General features: G+C 71.2%; 20 protein-coding genes and 1 pseudogene. 12 read left to right on the forward strand and 9 right to left on the reverse strand.

The window, feature by feature from the left end:
* The first annotated feature begins 993 nt into the window (after positions 1 to 993).
* On the forward strand, positions 994 to 1,236 hold the full coding sequence (locus tag DEJ46_RS38095) for a hypothetical protein (protein WP_150273729.1): 243 nt from the start codon (positions 994 to 996) through the stop codon (positions 1,234 to 1,236).
* A gap of 317 nt (positions 1,237 to 1,553) precedes the next feature.
* Here DEJ46_RS38095 and DEJ46_RS38100 read toward each other — a convergent pair whose 3' ends face one another.
* Together DEJ46_RS38100 and DEJ46_RS38105 are read right to left on the reverse strand one after the other, a co-directional pair.
* Positions 1,554 to 2,087 carry a GNAT family N-acetyltransferase gene (locus DEJ46_RS38100; protein ID WP_150275153.1) on the reverse strand — a complete coding sequence of 178 codons (534 nt, stop codon included), beginning with the start codon at positions 2,085 to 2,087 and terminating at the stop codon, positions 1,554 to 1,556.
* Between the two features lie 307 nt (positions 2,088 to 2,394).
* Positions 2,395 to 2,797: pseudogene (locus DEJ46_RS38105) on the reverse strand (transposase); the annotation flags it as partial.
* A 129-nt stretch (positions 2,798 to 2,926) separates the two neighbouring features.
* Here DEJ46_RS38105 and DEJ46_RS38110 point away from each other — a divergent pair.
* Positions 2,927 to 3,463 carry an NUDIX domain-containing protein gene (locus DEJ46_RS38110; protein ID WP_150273731.1) on the forward strand — a complete coding sequence of 179 codons (537 nt, stop codon included), beginning with the start codon at positions 2,927 to 2,929 and terminating at the stop codon, positions 3,461 to 3,463.
* A 224-nt stretch (positions 3,464 to 3,687) separates the two neighbouring features.
* On the opposite strand, the gene DEJ46_RS38115 is transcribed toward DEJ46_RS38110, so the two are convergent.
* Positions 3,688 to 4,569, reverse strand: a complete 882-nt coding sequence (locus tag DEJ46_RS38115) for an ABC transporter permease subunit (RefSeq protein WP_150273732.1) — start codon at positions 4,567 to 4,569, stop codon at positions 3,688 to 3,690.
* Positions 4,566 to 5,477: an ABC transporter ATP-binding protein gene (locus DEJ46_RS38120; RefSeq protein WP_223835397.1), complete on the reverse strand. Its 912-nt coding sequence runs from the start codon at positions 5,475 to 5,477 to the stop codon at positions 4,566 to 4,568. The genes DEJ46_RS38115 and DEJ46_RS38120 overlap by 4 nt, the downstream gene beginning before the upstream one ends.
* Before the next feature lie 132 nt (positions 5,478 to 5,609).
* Here DEJ46_RS38120 and DEJ46_RS38125 point away from each other — a divergent pair, with 132 nt between their 5' ends.
* Positions 5,610 to 6,809 carry a sensor histidine kinase gene (locus DEJ46_RS38125; RefSeq protein WP_190623093.1) on the forward strand — a complete coding sequence of 400 codons (1,200 nt, stop codon included), beginning with the start codon at positions 5,610 to 5,612 and terminating at the stop codon, positions 6,807 to 6,809.
* Positions 6,806 to 7,477: a response regulator gene (locus DEJ46_RS38130; protein WP_150273736.1), complete on the forward strand. Its 672-nt coding sequence runs from the start codon at positions 6,806 to 6,808 to the stop codon at positions 7,475 to 7,477. Before DEJ46_RS38125 ends, DEJ46_RS38130 begins: the two co-directional genes overlap by 4 nt.
* On the opposite strand, the gene DEJ46_RS40355 is transcribed toward DEJ46_RS38130, so the two are convergent.
* The 3 genes from DEJ46_RS40355 to DEJ46_RS38140 all read right to left on the reverse strand — a co-directional run bounded on the left by DEJ46_RS40355 (position 7,444) and on the right by DEJ46_RS38140 (position 8,254).
* Positions 7,444 to 7,617, reverse strand: coding sequence for a hypothetical protein (locus tag DEJ46_RS40355; protein ID WP_223835398.1), 174 nt, complete (start codon positions 7,615 to 7,617; stop codon positions 7,444 to 7,446). The two genes, DEJ46_RS38130 and DEJ46_RS40355, sit on opposite strands and share 34 nt — an antisense overlap.
* A gap of 197 nt (positions 7,618 to 7,814) precedes the next feature.
* Positions 7,815 to 8,042 (reverse strand): hypothetical protein, encoded by a 228-nt coding sequence (locus DEJ46_RS40360; RefSeq protein WP_223835399.1) that lies wholly within the window; start codon positions 8,040 to 8,042, stop codon positions 7,815 to 7,817.
* Complete coding sequence (locus DEJ46_RS38140; protein WP_317852224.1) at positions 7,964 to 8,254, reverse strand: LysE family transporter; 291 nt, start codon at positions 8,252 to 8,254, stop codon at positions 7,964 to 7,966. Before DEJ46_RS38140 ends, DEJ46_RS40360 begins: the two co-directional genes overlap by 79 nt.
* A gap of 217 nt (positions 8,255 to 8,471) precedes the next feature.
* On the opposite strand from DEJ46_RS38140, the gene DEJ46_RS38145 reads away from it, so the two are divergent.
* Entirely contained in the window at positions 8,472 to 8,951 is a 480-nt protein-coding gene (locus DEJ46_RS38145) for a hypothetical protein (RefSeq protein WP_223835549.1), read from the forward strand.
* Between the two features lie 13 nt (positions 8,952 to 8,964).
* On the opposite strand, the gene DEJ46_RS40650 is transcribed toward DEJ46_RS38145, so the two are convergent.
* Positions 8,965 to 9,087 (reverse strand): hypothetical protein, encoded by a 123-nt coding sequence (locus DEJ46_RS40650; protein ID WP_263411773.1) that lies wholly within the window; start codon positions 9,085 to 9,087, stop codon positions 8,965 to 8,967.
* Positions 9,088 to 9,345: 258 nt separating this feature from the next.
* Positions 9,346 to 9,786 (reverse strand): SRPBCC family protein, encoded by a 441-nt coding sequence (locus DEJ46_RS38155; protein ID WP_150273740.1) that lies wholly within the window; start codon positions 9,784 to 9,786, stop codon positions 9,346 to 9,348.
* Between the two features lie 416 nt (positions 9,787 to 10,202).
* Between DEJ46_RS38155 and DEJ46_RS39430 the strand changes: the two genes are divergently transcribed.
* From DEJ46_RS39430 to DEJ46_RS38190, 7 genes are all read left to right on the forward strand, one after another.
* On the forward strand, positions 10,203 to 11,060 hold the full coding sequence (locus tag DEJ46_RS39430; RefSeq protein ID WP_190623095.1) for an RNA polymerase sigma factor: 858 nt from the start codon (positions 10,203 to 10,205) through the stop codon (positions 11,058 to 11,060).
* The gene (locus DEJ46_RS38165; RefSeq protein ID WP_150273741.1) at positions 11,057 to 12,313 is read left to right on the forward strand and encodes an NAD(P)/FAD-dependent oxidoreductase; all 1,257 of its coding nucleotides are present in this window, start codon (positions 11,057 to 11,059) and stop codon (positions 12,311 to 12,313) included. Before DEJ46_RS39430 ends, DEJ46_RS38165 begins: the two co-directional genes overlap by 4 nt.
* On the forward strand, positions 12,310 to 13,062 hold the full coding sequence (locus tag DEJ46_RS38170) for a DUF1365 domain-containing protein (RefSeq protein WP_223835400.1): 753 nt from the start codon (positions 12,310 to 12,312) through the stop codon (positions 13,060 to 13,062). The genes DEJ46_RS38165 and DEJ46_RS38170 overlap by 4 nt, the downstream gene beginning before the upstream one ends.
* The gene (locus DEJ46_RS38175; protein ID WP_150273743.1) at positions 13,059 to 14,369 is read left to right on the forward strand and encodes an SAM-dependent methyltransferase; all 1,311 of its coding nucleotides are present in this window, start codon (positions 13,059 to 13,061) and stop codon (positions 14,367 to 14,369) included. Before DEJ46_RS38170 ends, DEJ46_RS38175 begins: the two co-directional genes overlap by 4 nt.
* 56 nt (positions 14,370 to 14,425) lie before the next feature.
* Positions 14,426 to 15,181: a DUF1295 domain-containing protein gene (locus DEJ46_RS38180; protein WP_150275159.1), complete on the forward strand. Its 756-nt coding sequence runs from the start codon at positions 14,426 to 14,428 to the stop codon at positions 15,179 to 15,181.
* Positions 15,178 to 15,867 (forward strand): alpha/beta fold hydrolase, encoded by a 690-nt coding sequence (locus DEJ46_RS38185; RefSeq protein WP_150273745.1) that lies wholly within the window; start codon positions 15,178 to 15,180, stop codon positions 15,865 to 15,867. The genes DEJ46_RS38180 and DEJ46_RS38185 overlap by 4 nt, the downstream gene beginning before the upstream one ends.
* Before the next feature lie 343 nt (positions 15,868 to 16,210).
* A complete protein-coding gene (locus DEJ46_RS38190) occupies positions 16,211 to 16,861 on the forward strand; it encodes a Type 1 glutamine amidotransferase-like domain-containing protein (protein WP_150273747.1) in 651 nt (216 codons plus the stop codon).
* The last annotated feature ends 101 nt before the right edge of the window (positions 16,862 to 16,962 follow it).

Consider the following 16,962-nt stretch of genomic DNA (forward strand, 5'->3'; position numbering starts at 1 on the left):
AGCCGGATGAAGTACTCGGTCCGAATGATCGTGTGGCGGGTGGCTTCGGGCAGGGGGGGCGAGGATGCGGGGCAGGGACCGCTCGTGGGCAACCTCGCCTGGATGGGCGAGGGCCGCGCGCCCCTTCACCTCGGCCCACGGCCCTCCATCGACGACCGTGGTCACGTACTCGTCAGGGACGGGCGGTACGGATGAACAACTCCTTCGTGCAGAGGTGGCAGTTGGCGTGGCCGCCGGGAACACCGCGACGGAGGCGCTCGGACCAACGCGCTCGCGGCTGCCGAGCTCAGTTGGCATGCGGGGAGTCGCACCGGGACCTGTCGTACGGTTGCGGTTGCCCGCGCTGCGGCACCGTCGTGAACGAACCGGCGCGCCTCCTCCATCTCCTCGGTCATGACCCCGTCCTGCGATCCGACGGTCAGCGTCCGGGGCAGCGCGGTCAGCGAGGCGGCCCGGCGGCCCGCACCCTTGCTTCCGCGAGCTTCTTCGTCGACGTACTGGCTGATGTCGACCACCTGTACCGGAGGCGGCAGACGGGATCACTGGGCACCGAAAATCGGCGTACGTGCGGCCGCAGGGCCGTCGCCGTTCGAATCCTGAGGCGTACATGGGCTGGACGGCTGCGGGATGCATCATGTTCTCCGTGGGGCGAGTTGGGGTGTCGGGTGGCTCAACGACGCAGGGTTGCATCTCGAACACATGTGATTCGGACGGCATTCGAACCCCAGAAGTAGGCGAAAGCGCGTTCGTGCTCAATGCATCGACCCAAGCGGGACAGGGGCACTGGTCGATGCCGGGCGTGGCCGAAACGCCGATGCCGAGGACGTGTGACGCGCAGGCGAGTCCGACCGGTCTGGGTGCCGGCGCACTTCCCGCCCGCCAGGACCGGTGTTCAGTTGCAGGTCACCCGGGCCGTACACGCTGCGGCATGACGCAAGGTCCTCGCTGCGGCGAGCGGAAGGGGTAGTCGCACACCGTCACCCCGCCCGCACCTTGCCCCATGCCCGCGGAGGCACCGCCCGCCCGTACAAGGACCCCAACATCCGGGCCGTGAAGGAAGCCGGCTGGATCACGGTCACCTGCCCCTCGCTGCGGCGACCGCCCCGACACCTGTTGCACCGTCCGCACCCCAAGGCCACCATCGTCGAGGCGGCGATCCCGCACCAGGAACGCCCCCCGGTCATCCGCCGCGCGCTCGCCGCAATGACCGCCCGGAAGAAGCTCGAGAAGCAGTAGGGCTGCTGACACTCCGCCCGGCGTGCGCTGGGGGGCCAGTCGACGGATGATGGCAGTAGAGCCCGCCCGGGAAGCCGTCGCACGTTGCACCGGGCGGGCGCTCTGCTGAACCGGCGGGATGGTTGAAGCAGCGGGTCTTGGGCGGCGAATCCGCCCTCAGCAGTCCCGTGAGCGGTACCCCGCCGGCACTCCAGCCGTGGTGAGTGATCTTGCTGACTGGGCTGGTCGGTGAGCTCCTGAGTTGGCCGGTCCCATGCTCGGTACCGGCCCCGGTGAGTGTCGTCGGGCCGGAGTCCGGCACTCACCGGGACCGTCGATCACATGGGGAGCGAGAGCAGGCGGACCTCTCCGGCAGGCCAATGCGCGCCGCCGCGCAGGGGCGTCCACATGGTCCGCAGCGGCATGATCACGGGCCCGCCGGGTTGTTCGACGTGGACGTCCTGCTCAAGCGGTCGCCAGTTGAGTCGGCGGTAGAGCGGGACGAGGGGTGGACGGCAGAAGAGGAGCCCCCACTGTGGGCCCATCGTCCGTGCGTGGTCCAGGGCCGCCGATACGACGGACCGAGCCAGTCCGTGGCCCCGCAGGTCCGGAGCGACAGCCACCCCGCCGACGCCCACCACCTGCGTGTCGACGCCGTCGATCGACAGGGGGAGTCGGAGCAGGCCGGCGTGCGCGACGAGGCGCCCCTCCTGCCTGATGCCGAAATGATCTTTCTTGGGTAGCCAGGTCAACCCGGCGTCCGCGACGCCGAAGGGATCGGCGCTGTCGCCGAGGATCTCGGTCTGGTCGGCCTTCGAATACTTCATGAGCCGCACCACAGTTGGCGATGCGGAAGAGTGGTGATCCGTCATCTCGCCATGATCCCTTCGTGTCGCCTCCTGGCCAATCAAAGAATCCAGGACGGCCAAACGACGTGCCCGGTCGCACGGGCGGTGGTTGGTGCGCGTACAGGTGCGGCCACCGCTGATCAGCAGTGTGCGAAGACAGAAGATCACGCGATGGCCCCAGGCTGGGGCGATTGTCGCGATCGTGCTGGGCGGCATCTTCGGCGCCTTCCTGGTCCGCCGAAGGACTCGCCGCCTACCAGCGCGATGCCATGACCGTGTACGCCGATGCCCGGCTGAGCTGACCGCACGCGCCTAAGGGCCGTGCGGCGGGTCATGAGCGCAGCCAGAGGCAAATGGCTGCGACGGTCACGGTGCCGTGGGAGATGTATGCCCTCTGATCAATTCGGGTGGCTACGGCGCGGAAGCCCTTGAGGGCGTTGATCGTTCGCTCGACTTCGTTCCTGCGTTTGCAGAGCGTCTTGTCGAAGCCGGTGGGCCGACCCCCGGCTGCCGCGGTGCTGCCTGTTGGCTCGCTGGTTTCTCGCTTCGGGGATGGTGTGCTTGATCTGGCGCCTGCGCAGGTACCGTCGGTTACGACGGGATGAGTACGCCTTATCGCCGCTGAGGTGATCGGGCCGGGTGCGCGGGTGACCGCCACCCGGCCGTGGTACGCGAACGCGCTCGAGGACCGGGATCAACTGAGGTGCGTCACCCCACTGGCCTGGCGTGATCAGCTTGCCTACCGGCAGGCGGAGGCCCGCGGCCTCCTGACCGCCGGGGCACGGCCGCTGATCCCCGGGAGGCGGGGGGAAAAGTCGTGGGAAGCCCGCCAGGCCCTGGGGCCCTCCGAGATACTGGTGGCCATGACAAGCACTCCGCCACCTCCGTCGTTCTCCCGGATCAAGATCCGCACCGGGGCCCTGGTGTTCTGTGGCGATGAAGTCGCCCTGATCCGCCGCGACCGCGCCGACTCCACCCACTACACACCGCCCGGCGGCAACGTCGAGCACGGCGAGGACCTCAAGGTCGCTCTCGGCCGTGAACTTGCCGAGGAACTCCTCCTCGACACTGCCCTCGCCGAAGGCGGGGACCTGCTCTGGGTTGTAGATCAGCGCGTCACCCGCCCCGGCCCCACTCCGCCTCCGCGCAAGCTCCACCTGATCTACCGCTTCCACATCAGCCCCGACGTTCGCGCCACGCTCGCCGAGCAGGAACTGGACGAGCTGCCCGATGGAAGCCACGAGACCGGCGTCATCGAGTGGATCGACTACCGCAAGACCGCCGAACTGCCGATCTTCCCGCCCATCGGCCCCGCACTCGCCGCCCTCGCCGACCCTCGCGCCGCTGTCACCGACGCAGCCCTCGAAGCCGTCACCGACGCGACCTACACCTGGGTGTGACCTCCGACCCGCCCCCTGGGGGGCGCCGCCGGCGAGTGGCGGATTGTCGGGGCTCCCCCTCCTTCGCCACAGGCCGGTTCCCCACGGCGACCCCGGCGGAGGTCTCCTCCCGACCGGGCCACGTCGTCTCCGCTGACACCCGTGACAGCTTGACGTGGTGACGGAGCAGTTCCGAGCGTCGTCGGCATGCCCTCCGCGACGCGCGCTCTATTCGCCTCCATGGCTCACACATCGCGGCGGTGCGCGACAGCCACGGTGATGAACGCCGCGACGAGCGACCATGCCCCGAACACCGTCCACCCCTCGGCCACCGAAACCGGGTACTTGTCCACGGTGTAGTCCCGCGCGGGGTTCTGGACCAAGGCCTGCCATGCAGTGAGCGGCATCGCGTTGCCGATCTCCTTGACCCACCGGTAGGTCTCGCCCATGAAGAGCATCGGCAACATCAGGAGTACGCCGACGACCGCCACGACGGTGCCCGCAGCGTGCCGGATGAGGGCGCCGAGAGCCATGCCGGCGAGGGCACACAGCGGGGCGAGCAGTGCCGACGCGGCGACGGCCCGCAGGGCCCCGGGGTCGCCGAAGGACATGCCGTGGTGGTCCTGCAGGATCGCCTGGGTCACGCCGAACGACGTGCCCGCGACGGACGTTCCGAGGGCGAGCATGACCGCCGCCATGACGATCGCCTTGGCCGTCATCACCGCATGACGTGCGGGGACGGCGGCGAAGGTGGTGCGGATCAGCCCTGTCGTGTACTCGCCGAAGACCGCGAGGGCACCGACGCTGCCCGCGATGACCATGAGGAGCTGCCAGGCCGGGTCGACGAAGGCGGCCGCCAGGGGATCGAAGAGCATCTCCGGCTTGGCGGGGAATCCGGGCGGCGGGGCGGGCGGCAGCTCGGGCTGATGCGCCAGCCGCTCGGCATTGGTCCGGGCGGAGTTCACGTTGATCGCGGTGACCGCCACCGCGCCGACCCCCAGGACCCAGTAGGTGGAACGGAGCGACCACAGCTTGATCCACTCGGCGGTGAGCAGATTGCGGAACCGGGCGGGGGAGTCGACAGCGGTCGCGTACACCTTCGGTTCGGACACCGTCTGCGCGGTCATCGTGCTTCTCCTGCGCTGTATTCGACGCCGGCGGCGGTGAGTCCCATGAAGGCCTCTTCCAGGGAGGCGGATCGAGGGGCGAGTTCGTGCAGCAGGACGCGGTGGTGGAAGGCGAGTTCACCGATACGGTCCGCGTCCAGGCCGGTCACCGTGCACGAGCCGTCGGCCTCCTGGCGGACGGCCGCCCCTTCCGCGGCGAGGACGGAGGTCAGCCCGGCGATGTCGGGCGTGCGGACGCTGACGCTCCGCCGGGTGCCGCGGGCGGCGAATTCGGCCAGGCTCTCCGCGGCGATCAGCTCGCCCCGGCCGATCACGATCAGCTGCTCTGCCGTGTGCTCCATCTCGCGCATCAGATGGCTGGAGACCAGTACCGTGCGGCCCTCGGCGGCCAGCCTCCGGAACAGGCCGCGCACCCAGAGCACGCCCTCCGGGTCCAGCCCGTTGAGCGGCTCGTCGAACAGCAGGACGGGTGGGTCCCCGAGCAGCGCGGCGGCGATGCCGAGCCGCTGTTTCATTCCCAGGGAGAATCCTCCGATGCGGCGCTGGGCGGCAGCGGACAGCCCCACCTCCTCCAGGACCTCCGCCACCCTGCTCCGTGGCAGCCCGTTGCTGTGGGCGATAGCCGACAGATGCGCCCGGGCGCTGCGTCCGCCGTGCACGTCATGGGCGTCGAGCAGTGCCCCGACGTGCCGCAGCCCGCGCGGCCGTCCACGGAACGGCCGCCCGTCGACGGTGACGGTGCCGCTGGTGGGGGCGTTGAGGCCGAGAATCGTCCGCAGTGTCGTGGATTTGCCGGCGCCGTTCGGGCCGAGGAACCCGGTGACGTGGCCGGGTCGGACGGTGAAGGTCAGGCCGTCGACGGCGGTGGTGGCACCGTAACGCTTCGTCAGTTCGTTGACTTCGATCACCCGACCACGGTGCCGCGGGCCGTGCCCGCGCGGCATCGGCCCGCAGGTCAGACTCTCGGGGGCCGCTTGTAGCCCGCGGGCGTACGCCCGCGGGCCGATGCCCCTGCACCGGCCCGTACCTATGATCGCGACATGAGCCTCACACCCCGCGCCGCCCGCTCGTGGCGCATGCGACCGGCCACGGCCCAGGCCCTGGCCTGGTGCGGGGCCGTCGCCTACCCGATCCTCCTGTACGTCGCGGTGCTGGCGGAACCCGAACCCACCGGCATGCGGCTCCTCCTGCCGGCCGTACTCCCGGTTCTGGCCCTGCCCCTGCTGCGGCGCCGACCGCTGCCGACGCTGGCGCTGATGCTCGCCGGTTCGTTCGCCGCGACCGTGCTGGCCGCCTCGAAACTGGCCGCGTCCTTCCCCTTCATGGCGCCGACACAGGCATGGCAGATCGGCTGTCTGCAGGCGCTGGTGACCGACGGCGCCGTCGGCTGGATCGCCGCCACCCGAAGGCGCCGGACCGCGCTCGTCGCCGCGGGCTGTGCCCTCACCGTGCAGATCGCCGCGGCCTCCTTCCACCGGAGTGGGCAGGACGCCTTTGTCTCGGCCGTCGCGTTCCTCGTCCTGGTGCTCGCCCTGGCCTGGATGACCGGCTACCTCGTCCAGGAGCGGCGCGAGCACGCCGCGACGGTACGTGCCCAGGCCGCGGTCCAGGCGGTCACCGCCGAGCGGCTGCGGATCGCCCGCGAGCTGCACGACATGGTCGCCCACAGCATCGGCATCATCGCCATCCAGGCCGGCACGGGCCGCCGGGTCATCGACACCCAGCCGGCCGAGGCCCGCAACGCGCTGGCCTCCATCGAGACCACCAGCAGAGACACCCTGGCCGGGCTGCGGCGCATGCTGGGAGCCCTCCGCAAGACCGATCCGGAAGAAGCACCGTTGGCCCCCGCGCCGGGCCTGGCAGACGTCGACCGGCTGGTCGCGACCTCGAGGGACGGCGGCGTACGGGCCGACGTGAAGTGGCGGGGCGAACGGCGCCCACTGCCCGCGGACGTCGAACTGTCCGCCTTCCGCGTCATCCAGGAAGCGATCACCAACGTGGTCCGCCACGCGGGCACGCACGAGTGCCGGGTGGTCATCGACTATCAGGAGGACGAACTGTCCATCGAGATCACCGACCACGGCCACGGCCACGGGCCCAGCTCTGCCGGCACCGGCTACGGCATCACCGGAATGCGCGAGCGGGCCGCTCTGCTGCACGGCCGGTTCACCGCCGGACCCCGCCCCGAAGGCGGCTTCCGCGTGGCCGTGCGGCTACCGGTGCCCGTGGAGGCGCGATGACCACGCCCCCCGTCCGTGTCGTGCTGGTCGACGACCAGCCGCTGGTGCGTGCCGGGCTGCGCGTACTCATCAACGACAGCGACGGCCTCGAGATCGTGGGAGAGGCGGAAACCGGCGACCAGGCGGTCCGACTGGCCCAGGAGCTCCGGCCCGATGTGATGGTGATGGACATCCGCATGCCCGGCATGAACGGCATCGAGGCGACCGGACTGATCACGGCAGGCCCGAGCCCGGCACGGGTCCTCGTCCTCACCACCTTCGACGACGACGAGTACGTCTACGGCGCGCTGCGCTCGGGAGCGAGCGGATTCCTCGTCAAGGACATGGACCTGGACGACATCCTCACCGCGATCCGCGTGGTCGCCGCCGGCGATGCCCTGATCGCACCGAGCGTGACCCGCCGCCTCATCGAGGAGTTCGCCGCCCGCCCCGAACCCGCAGCCACACCTCCGCACGGAGCGATCGAAGGCATCACCGAGCGGGAACGCGAGGTGCTCACCCTCATCGGACGCGGCCTGTCCAACCACGAGATCGCCGACCGGCTCTCCATCAGCCCGGCCACGGCCAAGGCCCATGTGGGGCGGCTGTTCACGAAGCTGACGGCCCGTGACCGCGTCCAGCTGGTCATCACCGCCTACGAGCTGGGCTTGGTGTCGCCGTCGCGCTGACCGCCGGCCAGCAGCAGGACGGCGTCCGGGGCGCTGACGCGGGCCCATTCGACGAGGGTCGCGCGCGGATCGGGGAGGTGGTCGAGCAGTCCCGCCGAGGTCGGCCACGAGCGCGACGAACCGGCGCAACAGCCGCTCACCCCACGTCCCGAGCGGGGCGCCCGTCAGGAAACGTACGCCCCAGGTGCTGACGCCCAGGCGGAACGCCTGCTGCGGGTGCCCGTCACACGCGGCCCCACGACGGCCTCGGCGCGCGGCGCGAAACGCCGAGGCAGGCCGGGAGATCGGCATCCGGCACGCGGTCCACCTGGTCGGCGAGTTCCCGCACCTGCATGGCTCAGGCAGAGGCAGGCGTACGGGACAGGGCAGTGCGCAGCGCGAAGACACCGAGCAAGCCGCCTGCCGCGAACCGCTGAGCGGTCATCACGCGGGGCCGGGCAGCCAGAAGCCCCGACACCCGCGCTGCGCCCAGCATGATCAGAGCGTTCACGGAGAGGCCCACGATGATCTGCACGCCACCGAGCTGCAGCAGTTGCGCCCAGGCCGGACCCGCCTGCGGGTCCATGAACTGGGCAGAAGAGCGGCGTACATGAGAGCGATCTTTGGGTTCAGCAGGTTGGTCAGGAGCCCCATCGAGAACAGGCGGGTGTCGGAGACGGGAGGCAGGTCCTGGGCCGGAGCGAAGGGCGAGCGTCCACCGGGCTTGAGCATGTCCCAGGCCAGGTAGGCCAGGTAGGCGGCCCCGGCGAGCTTGACCACGGTGAAGGCCAGCGGCACGGCGGCGAACAACGCGGACAGGCCGGCGGCCGCGGCCAGCAGCCCCGGTCTGCGTACAACCGCCGGGATTTGAGGCGCGGGCGTCCCCGAAGCCCCCGGGATCGATCTCGGTCCAGTCCCACAGTCGGCAGCGCCAGACAGTCACCCCGGAAGGGACCACGGTCTCTAGGCCGTTTCGTTCGGATCTTGCGAGGCTTGCCATACTTCCCGAGTGGAGATGCAAGCCGAGGAGGCAGCGCGGCGTTGGCTGGCTGATCAGGGCGTCAGCCAGGTGCGCGACGGGTGGGTGAGCGACGAGAAGCCGGACGCGTTGCTCACCGCCAACCAGGTGGCGCACTCCTGGGCCGGTGATGCGTTCGCCGAAGACCTGCATGCAGCCGACCAGGTGCGGTTGGCTTTCGGGCTGCTGGACCTCCTCGACGAGTACTGGGTCACGTGCGAGATCCGGTTCGCGAACGAGGGTGCGGAGGGTCCCCTGCCGACCGACGTGCTGTGGGACGGCTACCGTCAGCGGCTGGAGGCGGACCGGGAGGCCGAGGCCGTCACCTATTCGCTGTGGGTGGACTGGTTCGAGGACCACGCCACTTCCGCGACGGGACTGCTCGACCCGATCGGCCGCGGAATCGGCCGGTGCGCAGTGCTGTACCGGGATGGCGAACCAGCCGAGATCGCCTATTGGGGCTGCACCGCGGACTAGATCCCCATGCCGGTCACACCTCGGTGAGCCTCGTCGACTCCACCGAGACGGGCAGGAGGACGCCCGCTGACCGAAGGGACCCGGCACTCGCCTCGGCCCGTGTGCGCTTGGCCGGCGCCGCCGTGATGCTCATCATGCGAGTGAGCATCCACTGCCGGGTCGCGGTCAGCTTGGGGAAACCGGCCTGCTGGGCGGAGGGGCGGCGGGGCGGCGGCCCATCTGCCCAGGTCTTCACCGTCCACGACGACCAGACCCACCTGTGTCGGCAGCGTGCCTCCGGCTTTGGCGTGGTTCCAGGCGAGGCGGAAGAGACGCCGGCGGTGGATGCTCCGGTTCGGGCACGAGCCGGGGTCGCTTGCTGTCAAGGTCTGTCGGCGCTCCTACCGACCTCACGTCAGCGCGCGTGCTGCGCCAGCGCGGACGGCAGGCGCTCGGTCACGTCGTCCGCGAGCCGTTCGAACTCGGCTCTCAGGAAGCGTTCCGCCAGCCTGGCCAGGCCCTTGAACCGGAATGACGCCCGGTAGGTCAGCAAGGTCGCTTCTGCTGAGGGTGCCCCGAAGAGCATCTCGTCCTTCGCGACCACGGACGAGTTCGCTCCTACGAACACCAGGCGTGCGGGCTCCCTGACCTCAAGCCTGTAGGAGAGTTCAGTGGTGCGCCCTCGGAACCGTGAGGTGTTGTGCCAGGTGGCACCCGGTCGTACGGCACCCCTGTCGACGCGGACACAGCGCACCGTGCCGGGATCCCATTCCTCGGTTCGCTCGAAGTCCTCCAGGTAGGAGAACGCCTTCTCGAGTGGGAGGGGGAGGAGGATGGTCCGCTCCACCGTGATCACTGAAACCTCCTCGGTCGGTACTCACGATGCCCGTGAGCGTCACCCATTGCTTCACCCGAAGAGCGACGTGCGGATGCGGGTGTGCGCGAGGCCGCGCGGCTCCCGCCGGACCGCCGCGTCGCATCCGTCGGGGCGGCGCGACGCACGGTGTCCGGCGCGTGCGCCCGCCCATCCCCATGACCATTCGTGGGCCCGCCGCGGACGCCGCGGAAGGTAGCCGGGTGCTTTCCCACCACACCGCGGCCGGAGGCTCCGCATCCCGGTCAATCGATGCACAAACGATTCGTCTTGAGCCGAGACTCCATCTCGCCGGATCCTGAGCAGGCCGGGGCGTACTCGCCCGGTCCGTGGCCCGCCCCTCGCGGAAGCAGAATCCCTCGCCTTCCCGCCCGCAGTACGGGTCAAGAGGAGTCGTCATGATCGCAGCGTTCGGCGCACGGCGCCTCGGCCCGTACACCTGCGACGGTGGCGTCCTGCACGCGGGCAGTCGTTCGGTACCGAGACCTGATGGTTCGGGGAACGAGGACCACATCTCGTGCGCGCTTTCGGCTCCGCGCCGGCCGACGGCCGACGAGGTCGGCACGGGACTCGTCCAGGGCGACCAGGACCCCCTCGCGCTCGCTCACCAGCGCTGGGCCGGGCCCGTGCACACGCCGGCAACTCGGGCGATGCGGGAGGCACGCGAGGCGGAGGACGTCACTCATCAGGTCTCTCTCGCCGCGTGCTGGGGCCTTCAGGGCTGCCGCCCCGAGCCGGGGCCCGTTCCCGCATGGCCGATCGGGATCGCGCGCCGCAAGATCGCCGATGCCCCTTCCGCTCGGACGCGCCGCACCGAACTCGTCGCTGCGGCTGGAGCCGCGTTGCTGTTCTACGTGGTGTCCGCGCGCGGCACTGAGTACGTGCTCGACCCTGCCGTGATCAGCGGCGCGCTCGCCCGGCTGCCTCGCGTGCAGCGCGACGTCCTCGCCCTCGCGTACTTCGGCGATCTGACCCCGGACCACGATCGCTCGGCGTACCGGGATGCCTCTCGGCACGGCGAACAGCCATGCCCGGCGCGGGCTCCGGCGGATGCGCGGCGACCTTGCTCCGGACTCGGCCGGTCGTACGTCGGACGACCGGCCCCCGCGGCAGGCCGAAGCGCCCACGCTCAGGGGCATCTGGCCGGGCCTGCGGATCCGTACCCATCCGCAGGGGCGACGGCACCGAATCGACAGAGCAGGCGGCCCGCGCAACCGGTGCGCGGGCAATCGACGGACATGAGGGGGCAGGGATGAACCGGCGCAGCGTCGCGGTGGTCGGGTCGGGGGTGGCGGGCCTGACCGCCGGGTACGTGCTCTCGCGGGCCTACGACGTGGTCCTGTACGAGGCCGACTCCCGGCTCGGGGGCCACGCGCACACCCACGAACTCCCGACCGGAGCGGGTGGCACAGTGCGCGTGGACACCGGATTCATCGTCCACAACGACCGCACCTACCCGTACCTTCTGAGGCTTTTCCGTGAGCTGGGCGTGGCCACCCAGGACTCAGAGATGAGCATGTCCGTCCGATGCGACGGCTGCGGCCTCGAATACGCGGGCGCTCGTGGCCCCCGCGGGCTGCTGAGCGGCGGGAACCTGCGCCGCCCCCGCCATCTGCGGATGCTCGCCGACGTCCCCCGGTTCCATCGGGCGGCGCGACGGCTGCTCGCCTCCGGCGACGACACCCAGACTCTCGGGGCGTTCCTGCGACGTGGCGGATTCTCCTCGTACTTCGTCGGCCACTTCGCCGTCCCGCTCGTGTCCGCCGTCTGGTCCTGCGCCCCGGACACCGCCCTGCTCTACCCGGCGGCCTACCTCTTCCGCTTCCTCGACCACCACGGGCTTCTCTCCGTCACCGGCTCGCCCCAGTGGAAGACCGTGACCGGGGGGTCGTCGGTCTATGTCGACAAGGTGGCCAAGCGCCTCGCCTCCGTCCGTACCTCCACGCCTGTACGGGCGATCGAGCGCGGCCCCGACCACGCGCGCGTGACCACCGAGGACGGCCACTCCGAGGTGCACGCGGCTGTCGTCGTGGCCGTCCACCCCGACCAGGCCCTGCGGATGCTCGCCGATGCCACGCCCGACGAGCGGCGCGTCCTCGGAGCGTTCACCTACTCCCGTAACCCCGCCGTGCTGCACCGGGACGACACCGTCCTGCCGCGCTCACCCCGAGCGCGGGCCTCGTGGAACTACTGGCTCCCGTCCTGCACGGCACGGCCCGGGGCCGTCCAGGTGAGCTACGACATGAACCGGCTCCAGCGCCTCGCGGTGCCCGAGCCGCACCTGGTGACCCTCAACCCCGACGGGCGCGTCGACGAGAGCACGGTGCTCGCACGGATGGTGTACGAGCATCCCGTCTACACCCCCCGCTCGGTCGCCTCCCAGCGCGAGCTCCCCGGCCTCGTCACGTCCGTCACCGCCTTCGCCGGTGCCTACCACGGCTGGGGCTTCCACGAGGACGGCTGCCGCTCCGGCGTCGCGGCCGCCCGGGCCCTGGGGGTGAACTGGTGACGTCCGCCGGCACCGCCCCACCGATACCCGCGCTGTACACCTGCGAGGTCGCACATACGCGTGTCCAGCCGGTACGCCACTCGCTGCGCCGGCGCACCTACCTCTGGCTCGTGGACCTCGACGCCCTGCCTTCCCTGCCCCTCCTCCTCCGCCCCCTCGCCCGCTTCGACGCCCACGACCACTTCGGCGGCCGGGCCCCTACCATCCGTGCCGGTCTCGACGCCTACCTGGCGTCCCACGGCGTACGGGACGCCGATGGCCGGGTCCTGATGCTGGCCCACGCCCGCGTCCTCGGCCATGTGTTCAACCCGCTCACGCTGTACTGGTGTCACGACAAGGCCGGCCGCCCCGTCTGCGTCGTGGCCGAGGTGCACAACACGTACGGCGGGCGGCACTGCTACCTGCTGCGGCCCGACGCCGACGGACGCGCCGACGTCGCCAAGGACTTCTACGTCTCACCGTTCTTCGACGTCGAAGGCTCCTACCGCATGCGGCTGCCGCTCCCCGGGGAGCACCTCGACCTCACCGTCCAACTGCGGCTCGGGGACGGGAGCCGACCGCTCACCGCGACCGTCCGGGGCCGCTGCCACCCCGCCGACGCACGCGGCCTGCTGACCGCGGCGCTCCGCCACCCCTGGTCCACCGCGGCCGTGAGTGTCGGCATCCGCTGGCACGGAATCCGCCTGTACCTCAAGGGACTTCCCGTCCGTCCGCGCCCTGCCCCGCCGACCCGACAAGGCATGCTGTGACTCTTTCCACCTCGCCGGACGCACCCGCCGGCGCGACCGGGCGTCGCCCGTCCGTCGATCCGAAACGCTGGCCCGACGTCGCGCTCCTTCCACGAGCCTCCGCCCTGCGCACCGCCATCGCCCGACATCTCGTCGAACGCGCCCTGGCCCGGCTGCCGTTGCGGGTACGCCACGGTGACGGGCACGGGCGCGTCCCCCGGCCCGGCACCCCGCAGCAGGGCGTGCCCACCCTGACGTTGCACGACCTGGCGGCCTTTCACCGGCGGATCGGCGTCGACGGCCTCATCGGCTTCGGCGAGTCCTACATGGCCGGCGAATGGGACAGCGACGACCTCGTCGGCCTGCTCACCGTGCTCGCCGCCCACGTCGACGACCTCGTACCGGCCCCGCTGCGCCGCCTCCGCGGGCTCTGGGCACACCGCCGACCGCTCCGGGACCGCAGCACCATCGAAGGCGCGCGCGACAACATCCACCGGCACTACGACCTGTCGAACGAGCTGTTCGCACTCTTCCTGGACCCGAGCCTGACGTACTCCTCGGCCGTGTTCGGCACCCTCCCCGCGACACCTGACGCACTGACGGCGGCGCAGCACCGCAAGATCGACCGGATGCTCGACCTCGCGGGCGTCGGCCCCGGCACCCGGCTCCTGGAGATCGGCACCGGCTGGGGCGAACTCGCGATCCGGGCCGCGACGCGCGGCGCCGACGTCCTGACCGTCACCCTCTCCGAGGAGCAGCGCGACCTCGCGCTGCGCCGGATCGCCGACGCGGGGGTGGCCGGGCAGGTGACCGTCGAACTGCGCGACTACCGTGAGGTCGAGGGCCGGTACGACGCCGTCGTCAGCGTCGAGATGATCGAGGCGGTCGGCGCCGAGTTCTGGCCCGCGTACTTCACCGCCCTGAGCCGGCTCCTCGCCCCCGGCGGCAGCGTGGCCCTCCAGGCCATCACGATGCCGCACGACCGGATGCTCGCCACCGCCCGGACGCACACCTGGATCAGCAAGTACGTCTTCCCCGGCGGCCTCATCCCCTCACCGGACGCCATCGCCCGCGAGAGTGCCGCCGCCGGCCTGCACATCACCGACGACACCGGATTCGGCGACCACTACGCCGAAACGCTGCGCCTCTGGCGCGAACGCTTCGTCAACGATCCGGACGCGGTCGACGCACTCGGCTTTGACCGGACCTTCCGCCGCATGTGGGAGCTGTACCTCGCCTACTCGGAGGCCGGGTTCCGTTCGCACTACCTCGACGTCCGGCAGCTTCGGCTGGTCGCCACCGGCCAGGACGGGGAGGCTTTGCCGTGAACGGATCCGCCTTCGCCGTCAACCTGGCAGCTTCGGCCGCCGCGGCTCTCGCGGTCATGCTGGTCACCTTCGCCGTGGCCCTCGTGAAGGGCGTCCACCGGATCGTCGACGTCGCCTGGGGCCTCGCCTTCACCGCCGTCGCGCTCGTCACCTGGGCGCTCTCCGCCGGGTACGGGGACGACACCCGGCGCCTCGCCGTCACCCTCGCGACCTGCCTCTGGGGCCTGCGGCTCGCGGTCCACATCGCCCGCAGAGGACGCGGCCACGGCGAGGACCCCCGCTACGCTCGGATGCTCGCCCGCGCCCCGGGCAGCCCGGCCCTCTACGCGCTGCGCAAGGTCTACCTCCTCCAAGGCGCCCTGGTCTGGCTCGTCTCGCTCCCCGTCCAGGCTGCCGCGTACCTCCCCGAAGGAGTGGACGTTCTCCTGGTCGCGGGCCTGGTGCTGTGGGCCGTGGGCGTGACCTTCGAGGCCGTGGGGGACCACCAGCTGGCCCGCTTCAAGGCCGATCCCGCCCACCGCGGACGCATCATGGACCAGGGGCTCTGGAACTGGACCCGGCACCCCAACTACTTCGGCGACTTCCTGGTGTGGTGGGGCCTCTACCTGACCGCGTGCGCGAGTTGGCCCAGCGCGGCGCTCGCCCTCGTATCGCCCTTGGTGATGAGCGGACTCCTCATCTGGGGGAGCGGCAAGCGGCTGCTGGACGCCCACATGGCCGACCGCCCCGGTTGGTCGGCCTACGCGGCCCGGACGAGCGGCTTCTTCCCTCGCCCGCCGCGCCGCGTGCCGAGCCGGACGGGCCCCCGGTGACCTCGGCCGCCCGGGGCGTCCGCTGTGGTGAGAGGGGCATCCTGGACGTACTCGTCGCCCCTGCCGTCCCCACCGCGGCCGTACTCTTCCTGCACGGCGGACGCTCCGAAGGCCCGGAGCCTCCGCCTCTGGTCAACCTGCCCGCGCTGCGCATGCGCCCGTTCGCGGCGGACCTCAGGCGGGCGCTCGCCGAGCGGGACGTGCTCGTCGCGATGGTCCGGTACCGCCGCCGGGGCTGGAACGGGGTGCGTGCCGACCCGGCCCGGGACGCCGAGGCCGCCCTCGCGGTGGTGCTGCGGACCGCGGGGGACATCCCGGTCGCCCTCGTCGGGCATTCGATGGGCGCCCGGGCGGCGCTGCGAGCAGCGGGGCACCCGGCGGTCCGGGGCGTGGTCGGCCTGGCGCCCTGGTGCCCCCCGGAGGAGCCCGTCGAGCACCTCGTCGGGCGATGGATCCACCTGTTGCACGACGAGGCCGACCGGGTCACGTCCGCGCGGGAGACCTGGGAGTTCGTCCGCCGCGCGGCCGCGGTCGGAGCCCATGCCGAGGGGATCGCCATGCGACGCGGAGGGCACGCGATGCTCCGCGGTGCCGCCGACTGGCAGCGCCGCACCACGGAACTCGTCGTCGCACTGCTGGCCACCCCGCAACCGGGCGGGGGAACCGGGGAAGGGAGGCCGGTGTGACGGGGGCCGCGCCGATTCAGCGGCTCGTGCGTCGAGGACCGGGAGGACCATGTGCTCGCGGACGCCCTTCACGGGGTCTGTGCCAGGGCCGCCCGACGTCGGGGCGGTACCCACTGTCGCGTGAGCAGCGAAGAGGTGGTGCTCGGGTGCGGCGTCCGAACGTCCATGACCCTGAGGCGATCGAGACGGACCTCCCGCCCGGCCACACCGAGCCAGGTGGCGAGAGCCGTCTCCGCATTCGCCGCCGGCAAGAACCTCGTCGACGAGGCCGCGACCCGCTCCGCGGTCAGCGAGTGCTCGGCCGACCGACCGATCATCACCTGGCGGCGACTACCGTGCACGAATGCGCATGTACCTCTCCTCCTGGCGGACCGGTGACCACCCCGAGCAGCTCCTGGCCCTGCTGGACGGCCCCGGCACGCATCAGGTGGCCGTGATCGCCAACGCCGTCGACGCCCTGCCCACCGCCGAACGGCGAGCCGCGGTCGAGCGCGAGATCGCCGCGCTCGCCGCGCTCGGCCTGCGGCCGGTCGAACTCGACCTGCGCGACTACTTCGACGGGGCGCCGGAGGGGGTCGCCGCCGCTCTCGAACGCTTCCCGGCGGTCTGGGTCCGCGGAGGCAACGTGTTCGTCCTGCGACACGCGCTCGCCCGCAGCGGCGCAGACCGCGCCCTGTCCGAACTGCTCCGACGGGACGCCGTCGTCTATGCCGGCTACAGCGCCGGCGTCTGCGTCCTCGCCCCCGACCTGCACGGACTGGACCGGTGCGACGACCCGAACGCCGTCGCCCTCGCCTACGAAGCCCCGGCGCGTTTCGACGGCCTGGCTCTCCTCGACTACGTCGTGGTGCCACACATCGACTCACCCGGACACCCCGAGAACGAGATCCTCACAACTGTCGCCGACCACTACCGGGCACAGGGCACCGCCCACCGGACCCTCCGCGACGGCCAGGCCATAGTGATCAACGGTGAAGACACGCGCGTCCACTGACCGGCACCTTGCCGACGAACGACACAGGGGACGGTGCCTGGTTCTGGCATCAATACACTGCTTCTCCCAACAGCACCTACGTTCGAGTGCTGCTGTCGAAA

It is taken from the genome of Streptomyces venezuelae (genome assembly GCF_008642375.1).
GTDB classification, from domain to species: domain Bacteria; phylum Actinomycetota; class Actinomycetes; order Streptomycetales; family Streptomycetaceae; genus Streptomyces; species Streptomyces venezuelae_G.

Coding starts and splice junctions, on each gene's coding strand:
- DEJ46_RS38145 (WP_223835549.1), top strand. CDS start 8,472: ATGCAAGCCGAGGAGGCAGCGCGGCGTTGGCTGGCTGATCAGGGCGTC.
- DEJ46_RS38115 (WP_150273732.1), bottom strand. CDS start 4,569: ATGACCGCGCAGACGGTGTCCGAACCGAAGGTGTACGCGACCGCTGTC.
- DEJ46_RS40650 (WP_263411773.1), bottom strand. CDS start 9,087: ATGATGAGCATCACGGCGGCGCCGGCCAAGCGCACACGGGCCGAGGCG.
- DEJ46_RS38180 (WP_150275159.1), top strand. CDS start 14,426: ATGCTGGTCACCTTCGCCGTGGCCCTCGTGAAGGGCGTCCACCGGATC.
- DEJ46_RS40360 (WP_223835399.1), bottom strand. CDS start 8,042: ATGGACCCGCAGGCGGGTCCGGCCTGGGCGCAACTGCTGCAGCTCGGT.
- DEJ46_RS38110 (WP_150273731.1), top strand. CDS start 2,927: ATGACAAGCACTCCGCCACCTCCGTCGTTCTCCCGGATCAAGATCCGC.
- DEJ46_RS39430 (WP_190623095.1), top strand. CDS start 10,203: ATGATCGCAGCGTTCGGCGCACGGCGCCTCGGCCCGTACACCTGCGAC.
- DEJ46_RS38100 (WP_150275153.1), bottom strand. CDS start 2,087: ATGACGGATCACCACTCTTCCGCATCGCCAACTGTGGTGCGGCTCATG.
- DEJ46_RS38125 (WP_190623093.1), top strand. CDS start 5,610: ATGAGCCTCACACCCCGCGCCGCCCGCTCGTGGCGCATGCGACCGGCC.
- DEJ46_RS38165 (WP_150273741.1), top strand. CDS start 11,057: ATGAACCGGCGCAGCGTCGCGGTGGTCGGGTCGGGGGTGGCGGGCCTG.
- DEJ46_RS38190 (WP_150273747.1), top strand. CDS start 16,211: ATGCGCATGTACCTCTCCTCCTGGCGGACCGGTGACCACCCCGAGCAG.
- DEJ46_RS38130 (WP_150273736.1), top strand. CDS start 6,806: ATGACCACGCCCCCCGTCCGTGTCGTGCTGGTCGACGACCAGCCGCTG.